Source organism: Amycolatopsis sp. M39 (genome assembly GCF_001651785.1).
Taxonomy (GTDB): domain Bacteria; phylum Actinomycetota; class Actinomycetes; order Mycobacteriales; family Pseudonocardiaceae; genus Amycolatopsis; species Amycolatopsis rubida.
In genome coordinates this window covers 230,653-242,855 of the sequence record NZ_LWSF01000001.1, presented here as the reverse complement: position 1 = coordinate 242,855, position 12,203 = coordinate 230,653, and the positions used below count along the sequence as shown (strand labels likewise).

At 69.0% G+C, this 12,203-nt stretch carries 11 protein-coding genes and 1 riboswitch; of the genes, 1 reads left to right on the top strand and 10 read right to left on the bottom strand.

Annotated features, from left to right (window positions below):
- Positions 1-136: 136 nt before the first annotated feature.
- From A4R44_RS01235 to A4R44_RS01225, 4 genes are all read right to left on the bottom strand, one after another.
- On the bottom strand, positions 137-328 hold the full coding sequence (locus A4R44_RS01235) for a hypothetical protein (RefSeq protein ID WP_067575575.1): 192 nt from the start codon (positions 326-328) through the stop codon (positions 137-139).
- A 130-nt stretch (positions 329-458) separates the two neighbouring features.
- Positions 459-611, bottom strand: coding sequence for a hypothetical protein (locus A4R44_RS47705; RefSeq protein WP_157904804.1), 153 nt, complete (start codon positions 609-611; stop codon positions 459-461).
- Positions 612-798: 187 nt separating this feature from the next.
- The gene (locus A4R44_RS01230; RefSeq protein ID WP_067575572.1) at positions 799-2,568 is read right to left on the bottom strand and encodes an ABC-F family ATP-binding cassette domain-containing protein; all 1,770 of its coding nucleotides are present in this window, start codon (positions 2,566-2,568) and stop codon (positions 799-801) included.
- Between the two features lie 42 nt (positions 2,569-2,610).
- Entirely contained in the window at positions 2,611-3,579 is a 969-nt protein-coding gene (locus tag A4R44_RS01225) for a 4-(cytidine 5'-diphospho)-2-C-methyl-D-erythritol kinase (RefSeq protein WP_067575570.1), read from the bottom strand.
- Between the two features lie 121 nt (positions 3,580-3,700).
- Here A4R44_RS01225 and A4R44_RS01220 point away from each other — a divergent pair, with 121 nt between their 5' ends.
- Positions 3,701-4,195 (top strand): hypothetical protein, encoded by a 495-nt coding sequence (locus tag A4R44_RS01220; protein WP_067575562.1) that lies wholly within the window; start codon positions 3,701-3,703, stop codon positions 4,193-4,195.
- Between the two features lie 87 nt (positions 4,196-4,282).
- Here the strand turns inward: A4R44_RS01220 and A4R44_RS01215 are convergent, their stop codons facing one another.
- The 6 genes from A4R44_RS01215 to metG all read right to left on the bottom strand — a co-directional run bounded on the left by A4R44_RS01215 (position 4,283) and on the right by metG (position 12,148).
- On the bottom strand, positions 4,283-5,296 hold the full coding sequence (locus A4R44_RS01215; protein WP_067575561.1) for a methionine ABC transporter ATP-binding protein: 1,014 nt from the start codon (positions 5,294-5,296) through the stop codon (positions 4,283-4,285).
- Positions 5,297-5,511: 215 nt separating this feature from the next.
- A riboswitch (SAM riboswitch) is annotated at positions 5,512-5,602 on the bottom strand.
- 542 nt (positions 5,603-6,144) lie between these two features.
- Complete coding sequence (locus A4R44_RS01210; protein ID WP_067575560.1) at positions 6,145-6,453, bottom strand: hypothetical protein; 309 nt, start codon at positions 6,451-6,453, stop codon at positions 6,145-6,147.
- A 41-nt stretch (positions 6,454-6,494) separates the two neighbouring features.
- Positions 6,495-7,337 (bottom strand): 16S rRNA (adenine(1518)-N(6)/adenine(1519)-N(6))-dimethyltransferase RsmA, encoded by an 843-nt coding sequence (rsmA, locus tag A4R44_RS01205; RefSeq protein WP_067575559.1) that lies wholly within the window; start codon positions 7,335-7,337, stop codon positions 6,495-6,497.
- Between the two features lie 92 nt (positions 7,338-7,429).
- Positions 7,430-8,890 (bottom strand): transglycosylase family protein, encoded by a 1,461-nt coding sequence (locus A4R44_RS01200; RefSeq protein WP_369805794.1) that lies wholly within the window; start codon positions 8,888-8,890, stop codon positions 7,430-7,432.
- Positions 8,891-9,240: 350 nt separating this feature from the next.
- Entirely contained in the window at positions 9,241-10,065 is an 825-nt protein-coding gene (locus tag A4R44_RS01195) for a TatD family hydrolase (protein WP_067575555.1), read from the bottom strand.
- 286 nt (positions 10,066-10,351) lie between these two features.
- On the bottom strand, positions 10,352-12,148 hold the full coding sequence (metG, locus tag A4R44_RS01190; protein ID WP_067575553.1) for a methionine--tRNA ligase: 1,797 nt from the start codon (positions 12,146-12,148) through the stop codon (positions 10,352-10,354).
- Positions 12,149-12,203: the final 55 nt, after the last annotated feature.

Sequence of the window (12,203 nt, the reverse complement as noted above, 5' to 3'; positions counted from 1 at the left end):
CCCGCCGGTGCCGGGGGTTCACGGTCGTCTTGAGCCGCTGTTCGAGCATCTGCCAGGTGCGGGCGAGGTCGATCATGAGCGTCCCTCCGGGAAACGCGCGCCGCCGGACCCGCCCAGTCCGAGCGACGGGCGTCGCCTACCCGACGTCGCCCAGCGTGCGATCCGAGGTCACCAACCGCCGGGCCAGCAGCGCGAACGTCGCCTGGAACCGGTCCATCGCGTCCTCGAGCCACCAGCCGGTCGCCGCTTCGATCCGGTCCAGGCGACGGCCCGGCGATCGAACACAGTGGACGATGCGAAACGCAGCGCGGTGCGGGCTTGCTGCCACTACAGGGGTGCGGCTGACTCGCCGTAGCGATCCAGACGTCCACGGCTCGGTCCAGTCCGGTCGAGGCGGGCGGGCGGCGAGGTCGTCGTGCAGGCCCCGGCCAATTCGCGGGGTGCCGGACCGCCTTGGGTCAGTACTCGGGTCGGGCGGCCGAGGCGGTGGTGTCGCAGCCGACCGGCACCGGCGCGGCGAGTGCGTCCAGGCTGTCCTCTGGAGCACCGGTGCGGACGAGCGCCACGACTGGCTGGACGAGGTCGTGGCCGAGCAAATGCAGTGCACGCAAGCGATCCCGGTGTTATTCGCGGGTCGATACCGCGATTTCCAGCAGGCTGGGTTCGCCGGGCCGGAGCGGCGGGCAAACCCGCGCCGTCGAGCCACACGGATGCTCCGTCGATGCCAGCGCCGACCGGACCACGTCTGGCGCAAGGCCGGTCAACGCGTTGAAATGCGTGATCGGCCGGAGTCGTGAGTCACTCGGCGAGTTCGGACGTCTCCAGCCACCGCGCTTCGACGTCGTCCTTCTCCGCCAGGACGGCCTTCAGGTCGGTGTTCAGCTCGATCAGCTTCTCCGGGTCGGTGGCCGCTTCCGCCAACGCGGCGTGCAGCTTCTCTTCCCGCTTCGCGAGCTGGTCCAGCTTCCGCTCCAACCGGCCCAATTCCTTTTGCGCCGCACGGGTTTCCGCCGCACTGCGCTTGGCCTCGGCCTTCTCCGCCGGAGGTGCCTCGCGACGCGGCGTGGCTTCCTTCGCCCGAGCGCGGCGTTGCAGATACTCCTCGATGCCGCCCGGCAGATGGGTGACCTTGCCGTCGCCGAGAAGCGCGTACGTGGCGTCGCAGACGCGCTCGACCAGGTACCGGTCGTGCGAGACCACCACCATCGTGCCCGGCCAGCCGTCGAGCAGGTCTTCGAGCTGTTGCAGGGTGTCGATGTCCAGGTCGTTCGTCGGCTCGTCCAGCAGCAGCACGTTCGGCTCGGCCATCAGCAACCGGCACAGCTGCAGCCGACGACGTTCGCCACCGGACAGGTCGCCGACCGGCGTCCATTGCCGAGCGGCGGGGAAGCCGAGCTTCTCGCCGAGCTGCGAGGCGGTCATCTCCTGCTTGCCGAACACGACGCGACCGGAGATCTGCTCGATCGCTTGCAGCACGCGAAGATCAGCGGGCAGGTCGTCGAGTTCCTGGCGCAGGTGCGCGAGCGCGACCGTCTTGCCTTGCACCCGCCGCCCGGTCGGCGATTCGACATCACCGCCCAGCAGCTTCAGCAGCGTGGTCTTGCCGGAGCCGTTCACCCCGACGAGACCGATCCGGTCGCCCGGGCCGATCCGCCATGTGACGTGGTCGAGCAAGGTCCGGTCGCCAACCCGCAGCGAAGCGTCTTCCAACTCCAGTACCGTCTTGCCGAGCCTGCGTTTCGCGAACGCCATCAGCTCCACCGAATCGCGCAGCGGCGGCACGTCGGCGATCAGCGCCTCGGCGGCTTCGACGCGGTAGCGCGGCTTCGAGGAACGCGCCTGCGGTCCGCGCCGCAGCCACGCCAATTCCTTGCGCGCCAGGTTCTGCCGCTTCTCCTCCGCGGTCGCGGCGAGGCGGGCGCGTTCGGCGCGGGCGAAAATCCAGTCGGCGTAACCGCCTTCGTACTGCTCGACCCGGCCGTTCGCGACCTCCCAGGTGAGGCTCGCGACGGTGTCGAGGAACCACCGGTCGTGCGTCACGACCACGACCGCGATCCGGCGGCCCAGCAGATGGTCGGCGAGCCAGCGAACGCCTTCGACGTCAAGGTGGTTAGTGGGCTCGTCGAGCACCACGAGGTCCAGTTCGCCGGTCAGGGCGGCGGCCAGCGCGACGCGACGGCGTTCGCCGCCGGACAGGTTCGCGGTCGGGGTGTCGAGACCGATCGCGGTGATGCCGAGACCATCCACAATAGACCGGACGCGCGCGTCGGCGGCCCATTCGTGCTCGGCTCCGTAGCGCTGCAGCACCACGCCGCCGACCGTGCTGCCCGCGGGCAGTTCGGTGCGCTGGGTGACGACAGCCATCCGCAGGCCGCGCACCTGGCTCACCCGGCCGGAATCCGGCTCGCTCAGTCCGGAAAGGACTTCGAGCAGCGTGGTCTTGCCGCCGCCGTTGAGCCCGACGACGCCGATGCGCTGCCCCTCGGCGACACCGAGGGAAACGTTGTCCAGCAACGGCTTCACGCCGTAGGACTTGCTCACCGATTCCAGGTTGACCAGGTTGGCCATCCGGATCCTTTCCACTGTGGACTATTGACTCAAGCTTGCGGTTCAGGCGTGCACGCGCGGCGGCGCGTTGCGCGGCGCGTCGTCGCCGCCGACCACCCTGGCCCCGGGCACCGGGCCGTGCGCGACTCGCACCGTCCGGCACACTCCCGCGCCGGACAGTTCAGCGGCCACCTCGACCGCGGTTTCCGCGTCGGAGCACAGGAACGCGCACGTCGGCCCGGAGCCGGACACGCATCCGGCGAGCGCGCCCGCGTTCACCCCGGCGCGCAGCGTGCGGCGCAGGCCGGGCCGCAGCGACACCGCGGCCGCTTGCAAGTCATTGCCGAGCAACAGCGCGAGTTGGCGAGGATCACCCGAGGCGAGCGCCTCCACTACCGGCGTGTGCGACCCGATCCGCGGCGGCTTGCCGTCGGCGCGCAGCCGGTCGAGTTCGCCGAACACCTGGGGCGTGGACAGGCCTTCCTCGTCGAAGGCCAGCACCCAATGGAACGTGTGCCGCGCGAGCACCGGCACGAGCTGCTCGCCGCGGCCGGTGCCGAGCGCAGTGCCGCCGTACAGCGCGAAGGGCACGTCGCTGCCCAAGCTGCTGGCGATGGTGGCCAACTCGTCGCGGGTGACGTCGAGCTTCCAGAGCGACGAGAGCCCGACCAGCGCCGCCGCAGCGTCCGCGCTCCCGCCCGCCATGCCGCCTGCGACCGGAATACCCTTGCGCAGCACGATTCGTACCTTCGGCTCATCCGCGTCCGGCCGTCCGGCGTAGGAGGCCAGCTCGCACGCCGCGCGCCAGGCGAGGTTCGCGCTGTCGGTGGGTACGGTGCGCTCCCCCTCGCCGTACACCTCAAGCCCTGGCTCGTCGGTGGCCGCGACGGTCACCTCGTCGGTGAGCGAAAGCGCCTGGAAGACGGTGACCAGCTCGTGGAACCCGTCCGCCCGCAGGTCGCCGACGGCCAGGTGCAGGTTGACCTTGGCCGGGACCCGGACGGTGACTGGTGGTGGAACGACGGCGAGCACCCGTCCAGCCTACGTGGCTGTCGCTGACCAGGCGCCGCCAGGAGAAAACGTTGGCACGGAAGTTCCCCCAACCGTCGCTCCGAAGTGGCCAGGCGGGCTAATTTGGAACTACTTTGTAACTATGCGCGCGCCGGAGGTCAACCTGTCCGAGCTGTCCCTGCACCCGCGCCGGGTCGTGGAACAGCTCGAAGGTTCGCCGACCCGTTCGGTCCGGATTCGCCGCCGGGAGAAGGACAAACCCGATCTGGTGCTCGTGACCGCCGAGCGCGCCGAGCAGGCGGCGGCCGGGTTTTCGGCGACCGTCACGATCCTCGTGGAGCTGATGCGCCGCAGCGCCGAGACGGCCGCGCTCGCCGCCGAGGCGCTGCCCGCCGCGTTCCCGTGGGCGCGATACCTGTCGGCGGACGAGGTGCGGACGTTCGCCGGCGAACTGGCCGAAACCCTGGAACGAGCCGATTCCCTCGGCAACCCGGTGCCGTTCGCCGCCCTCGTGGCGAAGTGGAAGCAGACCGCCGAGGCGCACGCGGATCCGGAACTGGCGGAGATCGTGCGCCGGAGCGACCACAATGGACAGACTTCAGGACGCGTGTCCTATAATTTTGACCACGCGACCTGATTCCTCGGGCGACGCGTCCCGCAGACGTGGCGAGGGCCGCCCCAACCGAATGGGACGGCCCTCGGAAACCGCTCAGGCAAAGGTTAATCAGGCGGCGACGACGCTTTGCGGGCCGCGAGCCGGCTGGCTCACGTGCGCGCCCCGGTCGGAGATCCAGGACAGCGCGGCGTCGGCCCGCTCGCCGCGGACGCCGAGGCGGAACCGGGCGATCGGGGTGTCCCCGATGCGGGTGAGGCCGCCGCCGATGGTGGCGAGCTCCACGTCGAAACGGCTGGCCGCCTCGGGCAGCAGGGCGCCCACCGAAGCGAAGCCGATCAGGACGACGTCGACCGCGCGGTCGTACTTCGCGGACTGGGCGCGCGAGGTCTCGACCGACGGCAGCACCGCCTGCGCGGTCCAGCTGTCCGGCGTCGAGATCAGGTCGAGCACCGTGCCGCGCTCGACGATCGCGCCGTTGTCGAGCACGGCGACGTCGTCGCAGACCCGGCGGACGACATCCGCGTCCGGAGTGGTGACGACGACCGTCACGCCCAGCTCGGCCCGCGCCCGGTCGAGCACGGCGAGCACCGCGCCCGCGTCCTCGGCCGCGATCCCGGCGGTCGGGTCGTCGGCGAGCAGCACGGCCGGGCCGGCGGCGAGCGCCTTGGCGACCGCGACCCGGCGGAGCTGGCCGTCGGTGAGTTCTTCCGGCTTCTGCGCGGCACGGGCGGTGAGGCCGACCAGGTCGAGCAGCGAGCCGACCCGGCTGCGCCGCTGCGGGCCGTCGACACCGAGCTGCTCCAGCGGGCTGGCGATGTTGCCCGCGATGGTGCGCTCGGCGATCAGCTCCGGCTTGGTCCCGACGACACCCAGCTGGCGGCGGATCTCCCGCAGCCGCTTGCCGTCGAGCGTCGCGGTGTTGAGGCCGTCGAGCCGCACGACGCCGCGGTCGGGACGCTCCTGCAGCGCGATGCACCGGGCGAGGGTCGACTTGCCGGAACCGGACGGACCCACGACCCCGAACAGCGAACCGGCTTGCACGTCAACGCTCACGTCGCGCAGCGCGGCGACACGATTTCCGTGGAAGGGAAAGGACTTGGACACGTTTTCGACAGTGATCACGAAAGGGCTCCAGGCAAACGAGGCGCAGCGCCGATTCCGGGCGCGCCAGGCGTCATCGAATTACCGTCCACTGTGGACGGCGCAAGAAACTGCGGAAAAAACGATCAGGCGATGACCATGAAGCGTGGACACGCACATACCGAGCGGCGACCTTCGTCGACTACGCGCCGGCGGGTCAGCAGGAGCGGGCGGGTGACCCTCTTCATCGAAAACAGCCTCCATCGGTCCTGGCGGTAGCACCTGCCCCGCGGAGGGTGGTTGCTGCGACTTCGGCGAGCCAGGTCTCTCAGTCGCTCGGGATGGACGCTTCTGAGTAAAGCCGATCCCATTGGCTGAACGCAAGCGCGTTGGTGCAGATCACACGTCTGGTGGTGCCCGCATACCGGAACACCGCGTCCAGAACCCGGAAACCCGGAACCTCGGCCGCCGAACAGTGCCTCGACCTGCGAAACACTCGCGGCGATGGCAGGCGGCGAACTAGTTCGGTCTACTGTGGACGATCCAGGTTCTTGATGGAACAAGAGTTTTCCCGTTGTCAAGGGGCGATGGTCCGCAGGCCTCGGCACTCGGGCCGCCGAGGCTCCGGCCGGGCTGAGATAGGTCAGCGGAGCGAAGCACCTCGGGTCGGCGCCGCCGAACAATCCGGGGTGCGGAGCAAGCAGACTCGCCCGAATGCCAAGGGCCGGACGAGCTGCTCGTCACAGGAACACGGCTGCCTTGGCCGTGCTCGCACGATGACCGAAAGTAGCTAGCCGCTCACGGAATACCTGTCCCGGCGCCGCCGTTGGATGTCACAAAGCGCACGCGATTCGGGGAGCTCTGCGACGGGGGGTGCTTGCGATGCCCGGCTACCACCGGTACCGCTTCTTCGACGCGAAGTAGGTCACCGGAATCCCGGCCAGCACGCCCACGAAGGAGAACCCCGCGACGTACGGGCCGCGGTCGTAGGAGGCTTGCTGTGCTCGCGCCATCGATTCGTACGTGCCGCCACCGCTGCAGAAGTACGACGGATCGCGCGGCATCACCCGGTCACCGCACATCACCGCGTCCGGTTCCGTGAACCGCATCGAGACCCCGGCCGCCATGCCGACGAGGCCGCCGACGATCAGCACCGCGCCGACGAGCTGAAGCAGGGCCAGCGAAAGATTCCGGACCATGCCGGGGAACCTAGCCTCGCCCCTGCGGGAGGGGTCCCCGATCAGTTACCGGCGACCGCGATCCGCGCGAACGCGTGCACGTCCAGCTGCTCCCCGCGCGTCTTCGGATCGATCCCCGCCTCAGCGAGCAGCTCGCCTGCCCGCTCGGCAGAACCGGCCCACCCCGCCAATGCGGCCCGCAAAGTCTTGCGCCGCTGCGAGAACGCCGCGTCGACCACCGCGAACAGCCGTGCGCGATCCACTCCGGAAACCGGGTCGGTCCGGGTGAACGAGACCAGCGCGGAATCGACGTTCGGCACCGGCCAGAACACCGCGCGCGGCACCGCGGCCACCTTGCGCGCCGGGCCGTACCAAGCGAGCTTCACACTCGGCACGCCGTAAGTGCGGCTGCCCGGCCCGGCCGCCATCCGGTCGGCGACCTCGGTCTGGACCATTACCAGCCCGCTGCGCAGCGAGGGCAGTTCGGCCAGCAGGTGCAGCACCACCGGCACCGCGACGTTGTACGGCAGGTTCGCCACGATCGACACCGGCTCAGCCGGCAGGTCAGCCGCCCGCACCCGCAGCGCGTCCGCGCCGACGACGGTCAGCCGCTCCGCCGCCTCAGGCGCGCGCTCGGCCACTGTGCGCGGCAGGCGGGCGGCCAGCACCGGATCGATCTCCACGGCGACGACCTGAGCGCCCGCGGCCAGCAGGCCCAGCGTCAGCGAGCCGAGACCGGGCCCGACCTCCAGGACGACATCCCCCGGCCGCACGCCGCCGAGTTCGACGATACGGCGGACCGTGTTGGGGTCGTGCACGAAGTTCTGCCCGAGCTTCTTCGTGGGCCGGACGTCGAGTTCGTCGGCCAGCCCGCGGATTTCAGCAGGCCCCAGCAGTTCCACCACCGGACGAGCCTACCCAGCGACAACGCGGCGGACGAAAACAGGCGGCCGGGAGCGCGAGGCTCCCGGCCGCCTGCCGGAAAATCAGCGAGTGCTCAGGCCTTGTAGCCGCAGCCCCAGGCGCTGTAGCCACCGCGGGCGTCGCGCACCTTCTCGGCGACCGCGATCTGCTGCTCACGGGTGGCCTTGTCGGCCGTCGGGGCGTACTGCTGGCCGCCGTAGGCGTTCCAGGTCTGCCGGTCGAACTGCAGGCCGCCGTAGTAGCCGTTGCCGGTGTTGATCGACCAGTTGCCGCTCGACTCGCACTGCGCGATGCGGTCCCACACGCCGGTGTCGCCGATCGCCGGGGCCGGCGGCTTCTTGGTGCCGACCTTGATGATCTTGGCCTTGGCCTCGACGAGAACCTTCTCCGAGACCTGCTCGCGCGCGACCTCTTCGCCGTTTTTCTTCGTGACCTTGTAGGTCACCAGCTTCTTGCCCGGCGTGCCCGGGTCCTCGACGCTCTGCTGGCCCTGCAGCTGCGTCGGGTCGTCGACCTTCTGCACCTCGGGGTCGATGGTCTCTTCCTGGTTGACCATCGACACGCCCATGCGGCTGACGTGGACCTCGGCGCCGTTCTTCAGGCTGACGTCGAGACCGCCCTCGATCGCGTCGTCCGGGCCGAGGTTCAGCTTCAGGTCGGAGGCGAACTCCTTGGTGGTCACCGCGGTGGTGTCCACCTTGCGGGGCGCGTTGGTGCCGTCGAAAAGCGTGATGTGCTTGAGGGTCTTGACCTGGACGGTCGAGCCCTGCAACGGCAGTTCGCCGGACGAGGGCATCGACGTCCACGCGCCCTGGGAAAGCATGCTGCCCATGCCGAGCTGGTTCATGGCCTCGCTGAGCGTGGTCGCGCGGACCCAGGAGGGCCGGGACACGCCGTCCACGACGAGGTTCAGCTGGCGGCCGCGCTCAAGCTTGATGACGCCGCCGTCGCCGACCGCCGCCTGCGGCGAGGGCGAAAGCGCGTCGTGCTCGCCGACCGACAGGCCCGCGTCCTTGAGGACGTCGCCGACGGTGCCGCCGAAGCTGTGCACGGTCTGCTGGTGGCCGTCGACGTCGACGGTGATGCTCTTGTTCATCGCGAGCGCCGCCGCACCGCCACCGCCGACGGTGACCAGCAGCGAAAGCACCGCGCCCTTGAGGAAGCGCCGCTTCCAGGTCTTGGTCGCCTCGCGCAGCCCTTCCTCGACCGCGGCCTTCTTGGCCTGCGGGGAGGCGGTGCGGTCCTGCTCGACCTCGTCCGGGAGGACGAGCGGCGGAAGCATCGTGGTTTCCGCGTTGATGAGCCGGATCAGCTCGTCGACGTCGACATCGATTTCCGACATCAGCATGTCGGCGTCCGGGCCGAGCGCGGCGAGCACGTCCTGCTCGGTCACGCGGAGCTCGTCGGAGAAGTCCAGCTGCCCGTAGGCGGTGTCCTCCAGCTCGCGATCGAGCACGGCCACCGAGGACTCGGAGGAGGAGAAATACGCCGAACCCGCGTCAAGACGCGAGTCATCCTGCCGACTACCAGTCACCGGGTCGTTCCCTTTCCCAAGACACCGCGCGTCATGCGCGCGTCGTCCTTCGTTAGCGACGCACCCTCGGGCGCGCCTCTCAAGTCCGACACCCCCAGCCAGCGCCATCGTCACGGTCCCGAGTCGTACCAACCCCGGTTCCGCTTCCCCGACGTGCACTGACGTGACTGGTGGGCGTATCAGCCGGCATCCGCTGCGCGGTACCGACCGGCACGATCACGGGACAGTAACGGGTGTTGGCAGGTTGCGCAAACACCCCCCGGAGTGTCGTGACTTGCGTCACTCATGAGGTGGACGAATGCGCGGTCTCGAATGTCGCAATCCGTGCAACCCGTTGTGACACTACGGAATCATGCCGGCAGCCGGTATGCGCGTTCGGCAGTGGTCCGGACCGCTTCGGCCACCTCGTGCACCGCTTCGCCGCGCAGCTGAGCGAGGAAGCGAACGGTGTAGGCAGTGCAATACGGCTCGTTCGGCCGCCCGCGGTAGGGATGAGGCGTCAGAAATGGTGCGTCAGTCTCCGCGAGGAACTGCCCGCCCGGCACGAGCCGCGCGGCCTCGCGCAGCCCGCGCGCGTTCTTAAAGGTGACCGTGCCCGCGAAGGACAGGATGTAGCCCTTGTCGACACAGCGGCGCGCGATGTGCTCGTCGCCGGAGAAGCAGTGGAAGACGACCGTCTCGGGCGCGCCTTCCTCGTCGAGGATGCGAAGCACGTCCTCGTGCGCGTCGCGGTCGTGGATCATCAACGCCTTGCCAAGCCGCTTCGCAAGGTCGATGTGCCAGCGAAACGCAGCCTGCTGCGCATCGTGCGGCGAGTAGTCCCAGTAGTAATCGAGCCCCGTCTCGCCGACCGCGACCACCCGTTCCCCGCGCGCCAGACGCTCCACTTCGGACTGTTCGGCAGGCCCGAATTCCTTGGTGCGCGTGGGATGAATAGCGACCGCCGCGAAAACCCGCGAGTCCCAGGTGGACGCTTCGGTCGCCCATCGAGCGGCAGCGAGATCATCCGCGACCGTGACAACACGCGCGACACCAGCCCGCTCCGCGCGGTCAACCATCTCCGCGACATCAGCCGCAGTCTTCGCACCACACGCGTCCAGATGAGTGTGCGCGTCAACCACCGTCACCGGCAGCCGGTCGGGAATCGGGGGAAGTTCGCGCTTTTCGTCACCCATGGCCCCCAAGTTACTGCGCGCCTGACCCCCGAATGCCGTGAGGGGAACCCTCACAGACGCTGTTTCCCCCAGGGTCCCCCTCACAGACCGTCGAACTTAGATTCCCTCAAGAGCCCTTCACCACCCCACCCACAAACCGCAGCCGCTGCACCCACGATCGAGGCACCCAGCCCCTCCCCCGCACCCCGATCCGAAGCCTCCCTGCGGNCCGTCAGCACACTCAAGCTTCGGGGTGCCCCACGCCAAGACCACGGCAATGTCGCCCCAGGCGACGAGCCCCCCAGACTCAGTCAGTCACGATCGGAGCCCACTCCGGCCCAGTCTCCCCCAGCTTCGGGTCCAGCTTCGTGAACAACGGCGTCGGCTTCTCAAGCGGACGCCCGACCTCGACCGGCTTCGACTCCCACTTGGCCTGCTCACTCTGGTAATCACCGGTCAAGATGGGATTGACCCGATCCGGCAGGTCAAGATCCTCGACCTCCTGCAGCTCAGGCTGCGCAGCCCACACCCCAGTCCCGCCAAGCGCCTCATGCACCTTCTGCGCCGAATGCGGCAGGAACGGCGTCAGCAACGTATTAGCGTCGCTAACCACCTGCAACGCCGTATGCAGCACCGCGTCCCGCCGATCCGGATCGTCCTTGAGCTTCCAAGGCTCCTGATCCGACAGGTACCGGTTGGCCGCCGTAACCACCCGCATCGCCTCAGCCGCAGCCAGCTTGAACCGCGACCGCGCCAGATGCCCGCCCGCCGTCTCGAACGCCTGCCGAGACAGCGCCTTCAACTCCTCGTCAGCGGGCGCGGGCTCGGTCGGAGCCGGAATCGCCCCATTGTTCTTGTGCGCCATCGAAATCGACCGGTTGACGAGGTTGCCCCACTCGTTGGCCAGCTCGAAGTTGGTCCGCCGAACGAACTCGTCCCACGTGAAGTCCGTGTCCTGGGTCTCCGGCCCGGCCACCGAGATGAAGTACCGCAACGCGTCCGGGCCGAACTCGCGCAGGAAGTCGTGCACGTAGATGACCGTGCCGCGCGAGGTGGAGAACTTCGAGCCGCTCATGGTGAGGAACTCGCTGGACACGATCTCGTCCGGCAGGTGCAGCTTGCCGTACTTGCCCGGCTCGCCGCCGTGGTCGCCGTCGCCGTTCTGGCCGAGCAGCAGCGCGGGCCAGATCTGGGCGTGGAAGGTGATGTTGTCCTTGCCCATGAAGTAGTAGGCGCGCGCGTCGGCGTTGGCCCACCACTCCTGCCAGGCGTCCGGTGTGCCGTTGCGGCGCGCCCATTCGACGCTGGCGGAGAAGTAGCCGATGACCGCGTCGAACCAGACGTAGAACCGCTTGAGCGGCTGGTCGCGCCAGCCCTCCAGCGGGATCTTCACGCCCCAGTCGAGGTCGCGGGTGATCGGCCGCGGCCGCATGTCGTCGATCAGGTTCTTGGTGAAGTTGAGGACGTTCGGGCGCCAGTCGGTCTTGGTGCCCAGCCAGTCGCCGAGGGTCTGGGTGAACGCGGGCAGGTCGAGGAAGTAGTGCTCGGTCTCGACGAACTTCGGCGTCTCGCCGTTGATCCGCGACTTCGGGTTGATCAGCTCGGCGGCGTCGAGCTGGTTGCCGCAGTTGTCGCACTGGTCGCCGCGTGCGCCGTCGTAGCCGCAGATCGGGCAGGTGCCCTCGATGTAGCGGTCGGGCAGCGTGCGGCCGGTGGACGGGCTGATCGCGCCGCGGGTGGTCTTCGGGACGACGTAGCCGTTGCGGTTGAGCGCGAGGAAGATCTCCTGCGTCACCGCGGCGTGGTTGCCGGTGGTGGTGCGGGTGAACAGGTCGTAGGAGAGGCCGAGACCTTGCAGGTCCTCGTCGATCTGGCGGGTGTACTTGTCCGCGGTCTGCTGCGGGGTCATCCCCTCTTTGTCCGCCTGGACGGTGATCGGCGTGCCGTGTTCGTCGGTCCCGGACACCATGAGCACCCGGTTGCCGGCCATTCGCTGGTAGCGGGAGAAGACGTCGGACGGGACGCCGAATCCGGACACGTGGCCGATGTGGCGGGGGCCGTTGGCGTAGGGCCAGGCCACCGCGGTCAACACAGGGGTGCTCATACCTGTTTAGCCTACGGATGCGTTCCAGGGCGTTTCCTGGCGGTCGGGGAAGGGA